The sequence below is a fragment of the Pseudomonas triticifolii genome (assembly GCF_014358015.1).
In the GTDB taxonomy this organism is placed as follows: domain Bacteria; phylum Pseudomonadota; class Gammaproteobacteria; order Pseudomonadales; family Pseudomonadaceae; genus Aquipseudomonas; species Aquipseudomonas triticifolii.
Map to the genome: position 1 here is coordinate 83,000 of NZ_JACONV010000007.1, position 17,200 is coordinate 100,199.

General features: G+C 54.9%; 10 protein-coding genes and 2 pseudogenes. 8 read left to right on the forward strand and 4 right to left on the reverse strand.

All coding sequences use genetic code 11. The features are described from left to right. The first annotated feature begins 513 nt into the window (after nucleotides 1-513). Nucleotides 514-2,535 (forward strand): FIST N-terminal domain-containing protein, encoded by a 2,022-nt coding sequence (locus H8S56_RS24695; RefSeq protein WP_187518861.1) that lies wholly within the window; start codon nucleotides 514-516, stop codon nucleotides 2,533-2,535. A gap of 638 nt (nucleotides 2,536-3,173) precedes the next feature. Here the strand turns inward: H8S56_RS24695 and H8S56_RS12610 are convergent. Beyond that, nucleotides 3,174-3,329, reverse strand: coding sequence for a hypothetical protein (locus H8S56_RS12610; RefSeq protein WP_187518813.1), 156 nt, complete (start codon nucleotides 3,327-3,329; stop codon nucleotides 3,174-3,176). A gap of 127 nt (nucleotides 3,330-3,456) precedes the next feature. Further along, nucleotides 3,457-4,116, reverse strand: a pseudogene (locus H8S56_RS12615) (EamA family transporter); the annotation flags it as partial. Here H8S56_RS12615 and H8S56_RS12620 point away from each other — a divergent pair. The 3 genes from H8S56_RS12620 (at nucleotide 4,052) to H8S56_RS12630 (ending at nucleotide 11,236) form a co-directional block, all read left to right on the forward strand. Then, nucleotides 4,052-4,459 carry a winged helix-turn-helix transcriptional regulator gene (locus H8S56_RS12620; RefSeq protein ID WP_408003812.1) on the forward strand — a complete coding sequence of 136 codons (408 nt, stop codon included), beginning with the start codon at nucleotides 4,052-4,054 and terminating at the stop codon, nucleotides 4,457-4,459. The pseudogene H8S56_RS12615 and the gene H8S56_RS12620 overlap by 65 nt on opposite strands. Nucleotides 4,460-5,006: 547 nt before the next feature. Beyond that, entirely contained in the window at nucleotides 5,007-10,298 is a 5,292-nt protein-coding gene (locus H8S56_RS12625) for a PAS domain S-box protein (RefSeq protein ID WP_187518815.1), read from the forward strand. Then, nucleotides 10,295-11,236 (forward strand): diguanylate cyclase, encoded by a 942-nt coding sequence (locus tag H8S56_RS12630; protein ID WP_187518816.1) that lies wholly within the window; start codon nucleotides 10,295-10,297, stop codon nucleotides 11,234-11,236. Before H8S56_RS12625 ends, H8S56_RS12630 begins: the two co-directional genes overlap by 4 nt. Before the next feature lie 92 nt (nucleotides 11,237-11,328). Here H8S56_RS12630 and H8S56_RS12635 read toward each other — a convergent pair whose 3' ends face one another. Beyond that, the gene (locus H8S56_RS12635) at nucleotides 11,329-12,273 is read right to left on the reverse strand and encodes a methyltransferase (RefSeq protein WP_187518817.1); all 945 of its coding nucleotides are present in this window, start codon (nucleotides 12,271-12,273) and stop codon (nucleotides 11,329-11,331) included. After that, nucleotides 12,270-13,721, reverse strand: a complete 1,452-nt coding sequence (locus tag H8S56_RS12640; protein ID WP_187518818.1) for an iron-containing redox enzyme family protein — start codon at nucleotides 13,719-13,721, stop codon at nucleotides 12,270-12,272. Before H8S56_RS12640 ends, H8S56_RS12635 begins: the two co-directional genes overlap by 4 nt. A gap of 519 nt (nucleotides 13,722-14,240) precedes the next feature. Here H8S56_RS12640 and H8S56_RS12645 point away from each other — a divergent pair. From H8S56_RS12645 to H8S56_RS24875, 4 genes and pseudogenes are all read left to right on the forward strand, one after another. Then, on the forward strand, nucleotides 14,241-14,465 hold the full coding sequence (locus tag H8S56_RS12645; protein ID WP_024686085.1) for a DUF6555 family protein: 225 nt from the start codon (nucleotides 14,241-14,243) through the stop codon (nucleotides 14,463-14,465). A gap of 47 nt (nucleotides 14,466-14,512) precedes the next feature. Further along, complete coding sequence (locus H8S56_RS12650; protein WP_187518819.1) at nucleotides 14,513-14,752, forward strand: hypothetical protein; 240 nt, start codon at nucleotides 14,513-14,515, stop codon at nucleotides 14,750-14,752. Nucleotides 14,753-16,023: 1,271 nt separating this feature from the next. Then, nucleotides 16,024-16,191, forward strand: a pseudogene (locus tag H8S56_RS24870) (HAMP domain-containing protein); the annotation flags it as partial. 159 nt (nucleotides 16,192-16,350) lie between these two features. Continuing rightward, entirely contained in the window at nucleotides 16,351-17,061 is a 711-nt protein-coding gene (locus H8S56_RS24875; protein WP_408003813.1) for a methyl-accepting chemotaxis protein, read from the forward strand. Nucleotides 17,062-17,200 lie beyond the last annotated feature (139 nt).

Here is a 17,200-nt window from a genome sequence, read left to right on the forward strand (position 1 = left end):
TACGACGTTAAGTCTTTTTCCATTCTGAGCGGATGTTGGTAATCAGAGCTCAAACCATAAGAACGACAGTCTACGACCATTTCAAGCGGACATGATCGCCCTGCCATAAAGCGTCATCATTGAGTCACCCAGCAGGTTCGATGTTCACTTCGGGCTGGAACTTTCCTGAGCTGAACGACTGAAATCAGACGATTCTGTTGAAAAGTCGGTTTTCTCAGATTGCCAGGAATCTGATCGGTGAAAGGGCCATTTTGCGCGGTGCTACGTGAAATCAGTGTCCGGATGCCTGTCCGGCAATTCAAGATTTCAATCTCATGCGCGCACTTTTCTGCCGTTAAAACCGCGTCCGACTTTTTCAACAGAATCGGTCGAAAGCAGCCGGTCAATAACGGTGAAACTCCCTAAAACCGCGTCCATCCGTCATATCTTCCTACAGCCCCCACCCAACCTGCCGATAACCCCACTAATCGTATGACTATCCCCTGTTGCCCCCCCCTCGATCGAGTCCACCACATGAACCCACTCCACCTTCTAAAAAAAGCCCGGGCTGATCGTCAAGGTACCGCCACGCTCACCAGCACTGACAACAACCTGGACGCCGCACTCACCGCTTTACGCATCACCCCCACCCTGATTACCGGCTTTATCTCGCCGCATCTGGACATCGACTCCATCGCCGCCAAGCTCAAACGCCGTTTCCCGCAATCCACACTTAGCCTCTGCACCACTTCCGGCGAACTCTGCAATGCACCCAATTCGCTGTATTGCGCCACGGGTGAGCGCTGGGACCGGGTCGTGTTGCAGCTGTTCGATGACAGTTTGATCGTCTCGGCCGAGGTGGTGATGGTGCCGTTGGAGTGTGAGGATATTCGCGGTGGGGGTAAGCGGTTGGGGATGCAGGAGCGGATTGCCAAGTTGGTTGCCAATATCAAGCGAGTGCAAGTACGCACGTCGATTGATCATCGCGATACGTTGGCGTATGTGGTGTTCGACGGGTTGTCGGCGTCGGAGTCGTTTTTTATGGAGGCGCTGTATGAGTCGGGGCGGTTTCCGTGTTTGTTTGTGGGGGGATCGGCCGGGGGTAAGTCGGATTTCCAGAAGACGCTGATTCATGACGGCCAGCGCAGTTATCAGAACCATGCGCAGATCGTGTTCCTGAAGACGGCGGCGCATGTGCGGTTTGGGGTGTTCAAGAGCCAGAACTTTAAACCGGCGGATCTGACCTTCAGTGTGCTGACCGCGTCGGTGGAAGACCGCACGATTGACCAGGTGATCGACAGCAACGGCAATATCAAGAGCATGGTGCAAGCGCTGTGTGATGCGTTCAGTTGCGCGCCCCAGGCGCTGGATTCGAAGCTGGCGGACTATTCGTTTGCGATCCGGGTGGGCAGTGAGTTGTTTGTGCGATCCATCGCACGCATCGATTATGAGCAGCAGATCGTGCGGTTGTTTTGCGACGTGGCGCCGGGTGAAGAGTTGGTGATGGTGCGGCGCACGCCGTTGCGCGAGGCGACGCGGCTGGACTATGAGCAGTTCCTGCGCGGCAAGGGTGGCCAACCGGTGGCGGGAATGTTGAATGACTGCATTTTGCGCCGACTGAACAACGGCGCCGAGCTGGGCAGCATGGCCGGCATTTTTGGTGATGTGCCGTTGGCGGGGTTTTCGACCTTCGGGGAGATTTTGGGCTTGAACCTGAATCAGACGCTGACGGCTATTTTCTTCTTTCGGGTGGCCAAGGCTGCGAGTTTCAGTGATGAGTACGTGGACAATTTCATCGCCCATTATGGCGAGTTCAAGGCATTTTTCCTGCGGCGCCAGGTGAAGAAGCTGACGGGGTTGAACCATGTAGTGGTCAAGCAGATTACCGCGTTCAAGAACAATGACTTCAGCAATACCCTCAATACCCGTGGGCTGGACCGCAATGTCCTGCCGGTGTTCGAAGGCTTGGCGGACTTGGGTATGGTGTTGGCCCATGCCGAGCGTCAGCAGGAGGACATCGCAGCGCAGCTCAAGCATTACTCGGGTGAATTGCACGCGTCGATGGATGAACTGGTGGGTACGATCGACCGGCAGAACGCCGTGTCTGCCCAGGCCGGGACTACGGTGGAAGGGCTTTCCAGCCAGGCGGATGTGGCGGTGGAAGGTGCGCGCACGCTGGCCGGGTCGAGTTTGCGTATCCAGTCGATTGTGCAGGTGATCCAGCAGATCGCCGGGCAGACCAACCTGCTGGCGCTTAACGCCGCCATTGAAGCGGCGCGCGCGGGCGACCTGGGTCGGGGTTTTGCGGTGGTGGCGGACGAAGTGCGCAAACTGGCGGAAATCACTCGTAAGAATGCGGCGGAAATCGGCGTGGATATTGACTTGCTGTCCAGTGAGATCCAGCGGGTTGCCCAGCAGATCGAAGACCAATCCACCGGAGTCGTCGCGTTGCGCGAAATGCTCAATGCACTGGAGGCGTCGAGCCGCGCGACCGAGGGTACGGCGCAACGCACTAAAACCATTGCGGATACGTTGACCGGGCTCACCCATGCGTAGGCGCAAGCCGAGTCGCCAGCGCTAAAACGCTCATCCGCAATAAGCCGTTGCTGCGCCTGACTGATACGCGGCTTCAAGGTGTGGAATTTTTGATCAGATTGAACAGATGACTGGGCCATACCTAACGTGGGCTCGGCTTTTCGCGGTTACCTGAAAGCGCGTGGAAAATCGTGTGCTCACGCCCTGCGTCTTTGGGAAGGCTCAGGCCGGAGTGCTTAGAACCTGGAACGTCAGGCGGGTCCACTGGCTTGCTGAGTAAGCCAGTGGACTGGTCTATCGTATAGCCCGCCGCCTTGCCTTTCTCGGTGAAGATCCATACTCGGAGTGCAGCCAGAAGGTTTATGACGTGACGGTGGAAGCGCAGAAGGAGTTGGTTTTACCGGTAACGAAATGAGCAGTCATGACGCGCAAAATACGGCGAACGCCGCGATGACTCTTGAAAAACGGCGCCTGCTCCAGAACTTCTCCAAGGAATACCTGTGCAAAGAATTGCGTTACTGCTTTCCATGGCAGCCGTAGGGGGGCTGTTAGTCAGCTAGTGTCGCTGAGCAAGAGTGCGGTAAAGGCATGGGGCAATCCGCGGTCAGCATCAACAGTCAGGTTTTCAACAGGTCATGAAAGTGTCCGAAAACGCCGTGTTAGAGCATGGCGACAGCTTTAATCTCTAGCACTTTTGCTTCCAGTAGCTTTTCGGGCTGTCGCCAAAGAATTAAAACCTGTAAAAAACCGATGCCGGTGCGAACTGGCATCAAACACGCGGCCAACGCCGGACCGATCGTCAGGCGTCCGGTCATGTGTCGGGACAGGTGCTTCCTACCTGTGAGTTTGCTGCCCTGCGAACATGTTGCCTCCAATCAGGGGCGCTCCTACAGTGGGGCCATAAAATCACGTCCCCCAGACTCATACCTGTTCCTTATCGATTCACACTGAAGTGCGCACAGGACGCGCGAACATTGCATTGAAAATACGCTGACCATATAGGCCGACGGCCAGGCCGAGTACGATCAGTACTAACGCCAGTACTTTGCTCACCGGCACACTTTCGTTGAACACCACTACCGAGCTGAGCATGCCGAAGATCGGCACCAGCAGAGACAGCGGCGCCACTGTGGAGACCGGATAGGTTTTGAGCAGCGAGTTCCAGATCCAGTAAGCGAACAACGTGTTGGGATAGACCTGGAACAGGATCGATAACACAGCAGTCGTGTTCACCTGACTGACAAACGCGGTGTAGCCGGCGCTGCCGTTCACCGCGTAATCGAGGATGAACAGCGGAATTGGTGCAAACGCGCTGGACCAGACCAGAAAGCCGAAGACATCCTTGGTGTTGGCTTTCTTGTTGATGATGTTGGCAACGCTCCAGGACGCCGCGCCCACCAGCACCAGCAATACGCCAGTGAGGCTCACCGAAACGTCACTGATCTTGATGATGCACAATAGCCCCGCGAGGGCGATCAACATGCCCAGCACCTGGAAGCGGGTCAGCGCCTCCTTGAACACCCAACTGCCGAGCAGGATGGTGAAGAACGCGCTGAACTGCAGCACCAGCGACGCGATGCCCGCCGACAGCCCGGCCTCGATACGCTTCAATGAATTTCAGAAACGTCTGGGTCTTGCCAAGAATATCCTGACGGTCAAGCTCAAAATGCTTGTCGAGTTGGGCGTATTCACCATCCAGCCGGCATCCGACGGCAGTGCCTACAAAGAATATGTGCTGACGGATATGGGGCGCGCGGTGTTTCCCATCGTCGTCAGCATGCGCCAGTGGGGGGAGCGCTACTTGTTCAACACAGGGGAGAGCTACTCGGTGCTGCTCGACAATGAATTGTCGGAGCCGGTAGAAACCATCGCCGTACGTTCCAAGGCGGCCAAGGTGCTCACTCCGACCGATTGTCATCGGCGCGTCGTCAAGCGTTGGGGTTGACGCGAGTCGAAACGACGGGTCGACAGCAACGGATTGCCGATCAAGTTGGTCCGAAGCGCTGCATCGAACGTAGACCTTGTCGCCGCTGATGCGCAATTGACCCAGCTGCCGAAATCTCGCTGAGCCAAGCTTCTACTTCGTAAAGGGTTAGCAGGTCTGACGTTGGGCTGAACACTTATGGGACAGCGCCAAATCGGCGGATGGGTCTATTCTGGACCAGCGATAATAAACAGATCTCACAGACAGTGAGATTTGATCTGCTATCGTGGATCACACTACATTTCACCCAGGTGGGAGCGATAGTTCAGATTGCGCAAAGCCTCAGACGGGTCGCAGAAGGGGTTGAGCACGAAATTCAAGCTCAAGCACTGCTTGCTCCCGGTAGCTAGGTCATGCGGTGGTATCTAAATGGTATACCGATGCTCGCGTCTGATTTCGAGGCCTTTGTGTTCCGAGGACTTGGTTAACCGCTCAGAAAAAAGCGATGACCCGAATATCGGGTCAGCATTTCGGTTTTTACGCTGCATGCCCAAGTGAAGGAACATGAATGTCCGATTTTATTGACTTAAGGGCGTCAGCTTCAAAGAGGCGTCTTCCCTTTTGGACGTTGCCCGCTTTGATGCTCATGCTAGGGTTGCTTGCCACGGCGGCATTTTGTTTATGGGCTTCACAGCGCAACCAAAATGCTACACACGAGGCAATGGTTGCAGCCACTGAGCAGGCCGTTTCAGCTATTCAGTCCCGGCTCCAGCGCTATCAGTACGGCCTTCGTGGAGCCCGGGGTGCAGTGCTCACAGCAGGCGAGCGTACAGTCACACGTGAGCAGTTCAAGCGTTACAGCGACAGTCGTGACCTTGCTCTCGAATTTCCCGGCGCGCTTGGTTTTGGCTTTATAAGAAGGGTCCCGCAACCCGCAGAAGTCAGTTTTATCGAGGCTGCACGTCGCGATGGCATGCCTGACTTTTCGATAAGGGAGCTCTTCCCGAACGAGGGAGAGCGATACGTAATCCAGTACGTTGAACCGTCCGAACTGAATCGGCCAGCGATTGGCCTGGACATCGCTTCGGAGAGCAATCGCAAGGGTGCTGCACAAAGTGCGATGCTCAGTGGCGAACCCACTCTGACAGGGCCAATCACGTTGGTTCAAGCAACTGGCCAGGCCAACCAATCTTTCCTGTTCTTGATGCCTATTTACCGCACGGGTAAAACACCTGAAACAGAAGCAGAAAAAATAAACCAAGCCTATGGCTGGAGTTATGTTGTTCTGAGGATGCAGGATGTACTGGGCAACAGCGGAGTCAACCTGAAGCAACTACGTTTAGAGTTGCAGGACCTCACAACACCGGAGCGTCCTGTGTTGTTTTACTCGACCGCAAGCCCAGAAGACTCAACACCCGTCATCGATAGTTATGCTGTCAAACAGAGCGTGTATGGCCGGACCTGGCAACTCAAACTGAGTATCTATCCAGCCTTCATTAATTCACTTCATTTGCTGTCCGTGAGCACCTTGGCTTTTATAGGTGTCATGGTGAGCCTGATCATTGCAGGGTTTACCCTATTATGGAGCAATAGCCAGCGCCGCAAAGATCAGCTTGTGATGGCGAGACTAGAGCTTGCCACCATTATAGACACTTCAATTGATGGCATCATTGCAAAAACACTCACGGGCACGGTCGTCAGTTGGAACAAAGCCGCGGAACGTCTTTTTGGCTATACGTCCACTGAAGCGACCGGTCAGTTACTTAGCTCATTGATCGTGCCTGTAGATCTTCAAGAGGAGGAAATATACATCCTGGAGCGTGTTCGCGGCGGCCATGCAGTCGAGCACCTTCAAACCGTTCGGCAACATAAGGACGGTCACCTGATCCAGGTGGCTGTTTCCGTGTCCCCGATGTACGACTCCGCAGGAAGAGTTACGGGAGCCTCCAAGACTATCCGCGACATCACCAAAGAAAAGGAGGCTGAAGCGCAGGTGTTGGCAAGCAATCTCCGGCTGGAGGGGGAGGTCCAGAAACGCACGGCTGAGTTGGACAGCACACAGCGCGCACTGCGAACCGTTTTGGATGGCATTCCGTCAATGATTGGCTATTGGGACACGCAGCTCATTAACCGCGTCGCCAATCATGCCTATCAAGTCTGGTTCGGGCTCGATCCAGAGACATTACCCGGAAGCTCAATGCAGGATGTTTTGGGTGAGAAGTTATTTCAGGCCAATCTCGGTTATATAGAGGCTGTGCTGCGTGGAGAACCGCAGACCTTCGAACGATCGATCCCCGGACCAGATGGGAAGATTCGACATTCGCTTAGCCACTACATTCCGGATATTGCTCAAGGTGAAGTAAAGGGTTTTTTTGTGATCGTACATGACGTGTCTGAGATCACCGAGAACCGCCTCAAACTGGCGCAGGCGCTTCGTGAAAATGACCTGTTATTGCAGACGATAAACGAGCAGTTACTTTACTCCGCAACCAATATAAACGGCGTCATTCTGGATGTGAACGAGCGCTTCTGTGAGGCTCACGGGTTTGCACGAGATCAGCTACTGGGCCAGACTCACCGCTTGCTCCAGTCGGGCGTTCATTGCGAATCATTCTGGGAATCGATGTGGTCGACGCTCCAAGAGGGGAAAGCATGGCATGGCGAAATTTGCAACCGTACCCGCGATGGCCGTCTGTGTTGGTTCGATACCGTTATAGCGCCCCGTTTTGGGACTGACGGCGGTATAAAGAGTTATATTGCATTGCGCATCGATATCACGCATCGACGCGCTGCAGATGAGGAAGTTTCCAGGCTGCATTTGTTACTGCAAACAGTGTTGCAAGCCGCTTCAGAAGTATCCATTATTGCAACTGATAGAGAGGGCGTGATTACCGTATTCAATGCGGGCGCTCAGAATATGCTGGGTTATGAGGCGAGTGAGGTAGTGGGTGTGTTGACGCCGGCCAACTTCCACCTCGAGGATGAAGTCATCGCCCGTGGTCAGGTACTGACCACAGAGTTTAATCAAGTCATTGAAGGCTTCCGTGTATTTATACATATCCCTGAAATCGCCGGCGCTGAAACACGGCAATGGACTTACGTGCGTAAAGATGGCTCACACGTGACCATTTCATTAATCGTTACCGCCATGCGCGATTTACAGGGCAGTATTACCGGTTATCTGGGCATTGCCACCGACATTACTCAGCAAGAACTACAACGACGTGACCTTGCTGCGGCGCGGGATCAACTTGTTCTGGCCGCCGAGGCAGCGCAGCTGGGTATATGGAGCTGGTTGCCTGCGCTAAACGTGATGGAGTGGAATGACCGGATGTTCAGTCTCTATGACACGCCCAGAGACTTAAAGCATGGTGATCAACTCTATGATCACTGGCGCTCGCGTATACACCCGGAAGATGTTGTCGCGACCGAGGCCAGCTTGCTTGCTGCAATAGAGGGCAAGGGGAAATACAATCCCGTATTTAGAGTGATAAAGCCCGACGGTTCAATTCGTTATGTGCAGGCAGGCGCATACGTTGAACGCGATCAAGCTGGCAACGCCACTCGCATAACGGGTATTAACCTGGATACTACCGAACGCAAGGAGGTCGAAGCCGAGCTGCTTGGCGCTATAGAGCGCGCAGAACAAGCCAGCCAGGTCAAAGGCCAGTTTCTGGCTAACATGAGCCACGAAATCCGCACCCCGATGAATGGGGTGCTGGGCATGCTAGAGCTGCTCCGCAAGGGCGGGTTGGATCGGCGACAAGACGACTACGCAAGAAAAGCTCAGACAGCGGCTCAGTCTCTTCTCGGTCTTCTCAACGACATACTCGACTTTTCGAAAATGGATGCGGATAAGTTAGAACTTGACCAGCATCCATTCAGCGTTGAAACACTCATGCGTGACCTGGCGGTTATCGTCTCTGGTAATTTGGCCGGCAAAGACGTCGAATTGTTATTCGATATTCCCGCCCACTTACCCAGTGTTTTGATCGGCGACCAACTTCGTCTGCAGCAGATATTGATTAACCTGACAGGGAACGCAATAAAATTTACCCATGAGGGGCACGTTGCCGTACAACTCACCGAGTTGGCACGCACTGACGAGCAGGTGATATTGCGCATTTCTGTTACAGACACCGGCATCGGTATAAGCCCTGCACAGATCAGCGGGATTTTTGACGAATTCACGCAGGCGGAAACCTCAACAACCCGACGCTTTGGTGGCACTGGCCTCGGTCTGGCGATCAGTAAACGCTTGGTTCAGATGATGGGCGGTGAGCTAAAAATTCGTAGCGAACTGGGACACGGCAGCACGTTCTGGTTTGATATTGCATTTGCTATTGATGATACCGCGCCGCTCACATCGATTCAGATTTCCACGCAGTCCTGCCGTCGTGTATTGGTTGTTGATGACAACGTCTTATCAGGACAGATTTTAGTCAAGACGCTTGAAGCGTTCGGCTGGGATGTCGTTTTTACCAATGAAGGCAGCGCGGCTGTTCAGTTGGTTAATCAATCCATCCAGCTAGGCATGCCTTTCGATGCCGTGATTATGGATTGGCGAATGCCCGAGATGGATGGTGTGACAGCAGCCAGCTTGATAAAAAATTCCCCCGATAACCCAAGCCCTCCAGTGATTGTCATGTTGACAGCATTTGGCCGTGAAGAACTGGCTGACGCGGTTAAGGATCAAGACGCTCCCTTTGAGGACTTCCTTACCAAGCCGATTACGCCCCAACAACTTTATTCTTCGATTCAATATTCCTTAGGAGGCCCTGTTCCCTCCGACGTTTTCCACGCTGCACAGACAACCGCTCGGCAGCTTGAAGGGCTACGCGTTCTTGTGGTTGAAGACAATGCACTCAACCGACAAGTCATCAGTGAGTTGCTGAGTGCTGAAGGTGCTGAAGTGGCCTTGGCAGACTGCGGTCTGCTAGGTGTCGAACTGGCTACACGGGAAAAAGGCGAATTCGATGTCGTCATCATGGATGTACAAATGCCAGATATCGACGGGATGGAAGCCACCCGCCGTATTCGATCCCATGGTCAGTTCGCGTCACTGCCCATCGTCGCCATGACTGCAAATGCATCACGTGCTGATCGCGACGCCTGCCTCGCTTCAGGTATGAATGAACATTTAGGCAAACCCATCGACATGGCCGAAGTCATACCCGTATTACAAAAATTGACGGGGCGAGAGATGGGGAGCCTGTTTAAAGAGGTCGATTCACAGTCTCTCGATCGCAAGAATTTCATTGAGCCGATTGCCAAAATCTTACAACGCCTGGGAGGAAGACTTGATATATACGCCCTGGCGCTAAACACTTTTGGTGGTGAATGTGAACGTCTACTGGGTGAGTTGCAAAAACACGCTGAGACTCTTGAAGCGCGTCGTATTGCCGATACCTTGCACGCCATAAGAGGCGTCGCAGCGACAGTTGGCGCCACGGCTTTAGCCAAACAGGTCGGTGAGTGGGAAGTTTTAGCACGGAAAACGCCGCCGAACGTACCTGTGCCTGGGCTAACCCTTGATGTGATCGCTTCCCTTGCAGAATTGATGAAGGCGAGTAATGAAGGGTTGCAGAGTGCATTTGATACTGGGAGTATCCCGATATCGCGTGAGGAGCCAGAAGAGTCGCACTGGTCTCCCGAACAATGTATTGCATCGCTGGAGGAGCTTTTAGTAATGCTGGATGCAGGTGAGATGAGAGCGCTGGACCATGTCGCTGAGCTAGAGGCCCATACTCCCCGATCCCTAAGGACTTTGATCGGCCCGCTCGTCAGGCAGGTCAGAGACCTGAACTTCGATGAGGCGATACAAACAGCCAGGCATTTACTGGCGGAGCAGTCTAAATGAAAGCGCTTCTCAATGAGCTCATTGCCAATCGAGGGTTCAGGCCAAAAATTCTTGTGGTCGACGATCAACCTGTGAATATTCGACTTATCAACGAACTTTTAAAAGATGAGTACGACATCATTATGGCGACGGAAGGCAAGCAGGCTCTTCTCAAATGCCAAACACAAAACCCGGATTTGATCCTGCTGGACGTATTGATGCCTGGCATGTCAGGCCATGATATATGCCGTAGTCTTAAAGCTGACGAGCAGACACACGATATTCCCGTTATTTTCCTGACCTCCCAGGATGAGGAAGCCGACGAAGCGCTGGGTTTCGAATTAGGCGCCGTGGATTTTATTACCAAACCCGTCAGGTCTACGGTTATCAGCGCGCGGGTCATCGCTCATCTAACGCTCAAGTTACAATCTGATTTTCTGAAAACGATTGGGCTGACGGATGGTCTGACGGGCGTTGATAATCGCAGAATGTTTGATGAAAGCCTGCAGCGGCATGTGCGGCAGTGCGCCAGAAATGTGCAATCCATTTCCCTCTTGATGATCGATATTGACCATTTCAAACTCTACAACGATCACTATGGCCATCAACAAGGAGATGAATGTTTGCGTGCGGTTGCCAATGCAATAAGCAACGGGCTCAGACGTCCTTATGATTCGGTCGCCAGATATGGCGGTGAAGAATTTTCTTGTATTTTGCCAAATACGGATGCCACCGGTGCGTTGAAAATTGCGCAGGATGTGCTGCAGGAAGTCCGAGCATTGGGTATCGAGCACATTAACTCTACGACGCGTGAAATTGTGACCATCAGCATCGGTGTGGCGACTGCAGTTCCGACTACCGATATGTCGCCCGATGAGTTAATTAAAGCAGCGGATAAAGAGCTGTATAAATCAAAACAGTCAGGTCGTGACAGGCTTAGCGCTATCCAGATTAGCTGATTCCTGACGCATAGAAATGTAGCATGCTCGTAAATACAGAGCTCTGAGCCGCCACCTTGAGTCTATACGGCGTGACACACGCTAGCCTTCAACTACCCTCGCCGCGTCACCACCAATTCAACCGCCGCAATACGCTCCGCTTCTTCATAACCTTCTTCCAACAGTTCTTCTCCGAACACGTCCGGGTCCAGCTCGCGATAGGTCCAGTTCAATGCCGTGTTGTCGATATCGCTCTTCACGGCTTCAAGAAACGGATCGTGCTCGCCGGTCATAGCGACACCGGTGTACAGCACCAGCGAGCCGCCGGGTGTGAGGCGGTCGATGGATTCGCGCACGATGCGCACTGACAGGTCAGCGCCCAACGAATCGCCGCCATGGCGATAGGCACGCTTCTGAGTGTCTTTCATGTACGGCGGATTGGCGACGATCAGGTCGAAGCTGCCGGTCAGTCCAGTGAGAATATCGCTGTGGCTGCACTCCAGGTTCTCAAGACCTGCAACGGCGGCGTTGGTGTGCGCAAAGTGCAGGGCCTTGGGGTTGATGTCCACAGCGTGCACATGAGCACCCGGCCGGGCGTGTGCGATGAGCAGCGCACCTGCGCCAGTGCCACAGCCGATGTCCACCGCGCGGGCGATGGTGTGCGGGGTGCTGTGCAAATGGGCTTTGATGGACTGCGCAAACCGGTAGGTGTCCGGGCCGAAGAACACGGAGTCTTCGTCCAGGGTCGGGAAGGCGGAATGCACCAGCAGCAAGTCATCCAGGCTGGAAAATCTGACCCGGCTTTTCAAACCATCATCGCTTCTCGCCAGAATACCGGCTTCCAGCAGCCCTTGAGCTTCCGAGGCGGGCAGCATGGATTCCGGGATGATCCGACTCCATCCGAACACATCACGCAGCGACAAGGCGACGCGATTTTCCGGGCGCTCGTTGACCCGTTGGTGGGTGAGGGGGGTTGGCGTAATGAACCGGTATCCGCCTGCTTTCAAGCGCTGGGCGAGGGTTGTCAGTGCCATGCGGTCGGGCAGCGTCGGATTCATGCGTGAGCTCCTGTCATGCGCTCGGCCATGTGGGAAACGAACAGGCGAGTGGCGTGCAGACCGGCAGCGCTCGCATGGCGTGCAGGTGACATGCTGTCGATCAACGTGGGCATCCTTTCGATTGCAGCAACGGATTCGAGTTTTGCATGCAGTTCGCGGACATCCGGATCCACGTCCGTCGAGGTGTGGGCAGCCTGCAACGGTGCCGGCTGACCGGTGCCAGGGAGGTTGCGAAACCGTGAGCGGAATGCTTCCGGCAGGCGCTTTCCTGCACTGGGCTGAGCGCTGCCATCGGCCAGCCAGTCGCCCGCAATCCAGTCATGCACCAGTTGTTTTTCGTAGCCGTTGAACACGCCGAACATGGGCGCGCCGACACCTTCGAACAATTGCCAGAAGCGGCTGTGGATCGGGTCCTGATGCCGCTTGATCCAGCCTCGGTTCTCCAGAACGGCGAGAAATTCAGGGATCTGATCGGGTTGGGCCAGCCACTCATTGACGGTTTTTCCGTCCAGACGGCAGTAGTCAGAATGCATGTGCTGGCCGAAGGTGCGTTTGCGTTCAAGCATGGCAATGACTTCCTGCTCCAGATCGAACGACTGGATCACCGCAGAAGAGCCGATCCCCAGCTCATTCAGCTTGTAGCCGCTGGCAACGCGGCGATAAAACTCGTCGCGCTCCTGGCCGACAGGCATCAGCGCCATGACGCTCTGCGCTGCCTTGCGGGCATGGCCCGTGCTGGCGTTGTCGATGGTGACATGCAGGGTGAAATAATACGGATCAATGCCCAGCTCGTTCAGCTCGAACGAGGTAATGAGCAAATGCAGAGGCAGTTGTTCATAACCCAGGTTGTAGCCAATGACCTCGGGCAGGTACTGATCGCTCGATACACCCAGCGAAAGCTGGATCGCGCCTTGCAGATAGGCATCGTCCTGCAGCGGGGCGCGGGTATCGCAATCCAGGTCCGACAGCAGCTTGCGATACAGCGACACGTGATTCTGTGCCTGTTCGCCATCGCCCAGCTCTTCCAGATACGTGCGAATCAGCCCGTGAAAACGGTAATCCGCCCAATGCGGCAGCAGTCCATAGAGCCAGGCGCCGTCCACCAGTTTGGTGGGTGCGACCTGCTGGATAAAATACATGGCATGAGCTTTGTTCTTGAAGAAACGTCGCGGCTCGCCCGCCCGGCGTTGTTTAAGGTACGTCGCGTATTGATCGGCAACCTGAGCCACGTTCTGCTCGATCCAGGATTCGAGCGCTTCCGGCTGTTGCGGAAGGTCACAGGTTTCCCGGTCTGCCAAAGCAAGACAACGTTCCAGAAATGCAGCCGCCTCGTGCCGTAGGGCTTCAGCGTTCTCTCTCATGCAAGACTGGTAAACGGTTTTCGATTCTTCTTCCACGAGGGTTGGTTTGACGACAGTGCTGCCCGTCATCATTTGAAGAGACGTCATAAAAAACATACCTCGGCAGTTGAGTGTCACGAGAGACGATCGCGCGAGACTTTCTGTTGTTCTGGTTTAGAAAGGAGTGCCGGGCGTTGCAGAAAATTCAGCGTTTTTTACCGTCTGCCGATAGGTGGCCCCTACCTGAACACTCTCGGGCGATTGCCCCCGCAGCTGCGGATAATCAGGCGCCCACACTCGTCCGGCCTATGAATAGGTGACGGAAAACGTGGATAACAGGAGTTCAATAGAATTTCGTTATTTACCATGGGGTTGCGCAGGCTGCTCCCGATCCATGCCCAGGCGTCTGAAAACAACGGATGCATGAAGCCTTCATCGTATGTCACCGGGCATTAAATTTTTTGCACTTATTAACAATACCTATGGCACAACTTTGGCAACTTCCCTCCTTATGAATCGGCGGCAGGGATGGCTATATGATATCGACTCTATGATCCCTTAAAAAAGTTGGAATTTTTCGAAATGAGCACGATCTGTTTTGCGAGTGGACAAAGCAGGAGCACCAAAATGGCTGATGAAAAACACTACCGCATTGATTATCTATTGCACGGTAGCTACAAGACGTTCTACATCAGGGCCGTCAATATGGATAACCAGGAAGCCTGGCATTGGGCGACGGTCGATGCAGGGTTCGGTGCGATTCCCAAGTACCGCTCCGACAGGGCGCCAAAGCTAAGCAAGCCTCAGGCCGAGAAACTCGGGTTGTCGGATGTGGAGTGGAAGCAGGCGTGAGGCCGGGTCACTGAATAGGCGATGACATTCACCCGCGTGCAGGTTCGATGCCGCAAGCGGGTGGAGGGGTGTGGGGCGATCGATCTGATCCAGCGGCCTTCCATGACGATAACCCTGCAACGGCAGCCAGCACGCAGGCAGCCTTGCTCATGGGGCCGCAACAGCTTCATCCGGCGCAGGTGTTCATTCTGCGTGTCATCAATGGAATCACGTTTCAAATGATCGAGGAGGCGGTGTGCGCCGACCTCGAACTGTGGCGTGCACAAACTTTTCAGCAGAAACAGTGAGTTACACAAATTCATTGCCAAACCTGTTGACGAAAGTCATTTCTGCGTCAATTCGCCGCGCTCAGGTTCCCCTCCAATAGGCCGATAGGTCGGGTATCACATTGCATCGCCCCCATTGAACTAACCAATGAGTGCACGCTCAGAAGTGATGTCACAGTGCCTTCACTCGATATGGGTGTATCCGTTTGAGTGTAAAAAGTGACTGACCGCCCACCTGTCGCGATGCAAAGAAGGGAGTTCTTTCAGCCGTACCAGGCCCCCATTAGAAAGAGAACGATATGAATATTTTGTCGCCTGGTATCTCCCTGACCAACCGTTTGCGCTTCCCTGCCAAGTTCACCGTTTTAGCCATCATCATCGTGATTCCGTTGCTTGTTCTCGGGATGCGCGTGTTCAACAGCCTCAATACGAGTATCGATACCGTCGCGCAAGAGCGCATAGGGCGTGAATACCTGAACGTCGTGACACCGGTATTGCGCCTCTCCATGTTGCAGCGTGCGCTGACCAATAGGATGCTGAACGGCGACGCCGCTGCGGCTCAAGACCTCGTTGCCAATCGCAGCCAGCTGGAAGCCGCGTTCGCCAACCTGGCGGACATTGACGCTCGTCTAGGCCGTACCCTGGAGACAGAAAGTCGTGTTCAACAACTGCGTGATGGTGCCCGTACGATCATGGACAACGTCAAGCCCGGTGCCTCGCCGGACGAAGTGTTCACTCAGTGGAACGAACAACTCACCCAGACCCTCAACTTAATCTATTACCTGTCGGCTACGTCGGGGTTGGTGCTGGATGAAGACTACGCGTCCTTGTTTCTGATCGACCTGAGCACCATCCGCATGCCTCGTCAGATCAACATGGCAGGCCAGATTCGCGGCGTCTCATCCAGTCTGAGCACAGGTCAGAACCTGAGCCCCACCATGCGTGGTTCGCTGGACAGCCTGTTCAAGCAGGAGGCGCAGACCCGCCTGGAACTGGAACAGAGCATTCGCCTGCTCAAGCGCCGAGCGCCCGAACTGGCCGAGCGTATCAATGCGCCGGTCGTGGCCGCCATCGCCGCGATGGACAGTTACCGTGATGAACTCAAGGCCTACGTGAGCGGCACCACGCTGTCGGTACAGCAAGGGCAGTCGTTGAATGCTCGCGGTAATGCCGTTGTTGCCGCTTTCTACAAGGCGCAGGACGAGATCCAGGTTTCGCTGCAAGGCGAGCTGGACTCACGTTACGACGCGCTGTTGCTGCAACGCGAAACGGTGATCGCCATCTGCGTGTTCATGGGCCTGCTGCTGCTCTATGCGTTCTGCAGCATCTATCGCGCCTTGCGTCTGGCTATCGACGGGCTGCTGGACGTCACGCGCCGTCTGGCAGATGGTGATCTGAGTGCACGCGTTCAGGTCCGCAGCCAGGACGAAGTGGCAGACATCGGCAATGGCCTGAACCTGATGGCGCAAGCCTTCTCGGGGTCCATCTCGCACATGGACCGCACGTCTTACGAGTTGTCTGAAGTGGCCGCGCGGCTGGGCAACTCCATCAGCCTGGCCAAACAGTCGATGAACGCCCAGCAGGCTGAAACCGAACAAGTAGCCACCGCCATCAACGAAATGACCGCCAGCGTCGCCGACGTCGCGCAGAACACAGAAGGCGCTGCGCAGGCTGCTGACGAGGCGAATACCGCGTCGCGTACCGGGTTGCGTGTCATGCATCAGGCGCATTCGACGATTCAGGCACTGGCCGAAGAAGTGGAGCTCAGCGCTCAGAAAGTCCAGGCGCTGGCGCTGCACAGCCAGTCGATCGGTGGCGTCATTCAGGTGATCAGCACCATTGCCGATCAGACCAACCTGCTGGCATTGAACGCCGCCATCGAAGCGGCACGTGCCGGTGAGCAGGGTCGTGGCTTTGCGGTGGTGGCTGACGAGGTTCGCACGCTGGCATCGCGGACCCAGTCCTCCACCGAAGAAATCCGCAGCATCATCCAGCAACTGCAAGGTGCGACCGAAGCAGCGGTGCAGCAGATGCAGGCCGGCCAACAGAAAGCGCAGGCGTGCATCAGTGCCGCCGGTGAGGCGTCGGGTAGCCTGTCGAGCATCAGCCAGGGTGTGGAGCGGATCGTTGAAATGAATACCCAGATCGCCAGCGCCGCTGTCCAGCAGCACGCGGTTTCCGAAGACATCAACCGCAACGTGATGGGCATTCGCAGCAGCTCTGGAACCCTGATGGAAGGTATCGAGAACAATGCAGTCACGGCTGACGAACTGGGCCGCGTGGCCAGTGAAATGCGCTTGGTGGTGTCGCGATTCAAGCTGAGTGCGTGACCTGAGCTGAATGAGCATTACCTGATGGTGGGAGGCGGCGTGTAGGCGCCGCTTCCTGTCAAACAACCTGTAACGCGCTGAATACACGCGCTTTTGTGGGAGCGAGCTTGCTCGCGAAAAGGCCAGTACATCCGACAAC

Bases quoted from the DNA above. Each gene is read 5' to 3' on its own strand.
- H8S56_RS12625 (WP_187518815.1), top strand. From the start codon at position 5,007: ATGTCCGATTTTATTGACTTAAGGGCGTCAGCTTCAAAGAGGCGTCTT.
- H8S56_RS12635 (WP_187518817.1), bottom strand. From the start codon at position 12,273: ATGAATCCGACGCTGCCCGACCGCATGGCACTGACAACCCTCGCCCAG.
- H8S56_RS12650 (WP_187518819.1), top strand. From the start codon at position 14,513: ATGCCGCAAGCGGGTGGAGGGGTGTGGGGCGATCGATCTGATCCAGCG.
- H8S56_RS12610 (WP_187518813.1), bottom strand. From the start codon at position 3,329: ATGACCGGACGCCTGACGATCGGTCCGGCGTTGGCCGCGTGTTTGATG.
- H8S56_RS12645 (WP_024686085.1), top strand. From the start codon at position 14,241: ATGGCTGATGAAAAACACTACCGCATTGATTATCTATTGCACGGTAGC.
- H8S56_RS12630 (WP_187518816.1), top strand. From the start codon at position 10,295: ATGAAAGCGCTTCTCAATGAGCTCATTGCCAATCGAGGGTTCAGGCCA.
- H8S56_RS12620 (WP_408003812.1), top strand. From the start codon at position 4,052: ATGGTGAAGAACGCGCTGAACTGCAGCACCAGCGACGCGATGCCCGCC.
- H8S56_RS12640 (WP_187518818.1), bottom strand. From the start codon at position 13,721: ATGACGTCTCTTCAAATGATGACGGGCAGCACTGTCGTCAAACCAACC.
- H8S56_RS24875 (WP_408003813.1), top strand. From the start codon at position 16,351: ATGACCGCCAGCGTCGCCGACGTCGCGCAGAACACAGAAGGCGCTGCG.
- H8S56_RS24695 (WP_187518861.1), top strand. From the start codon at position 514: ATGAACCCACTCCACCTTCTAAAAAAAGCCCGGGCTGATCGTCAAGGT.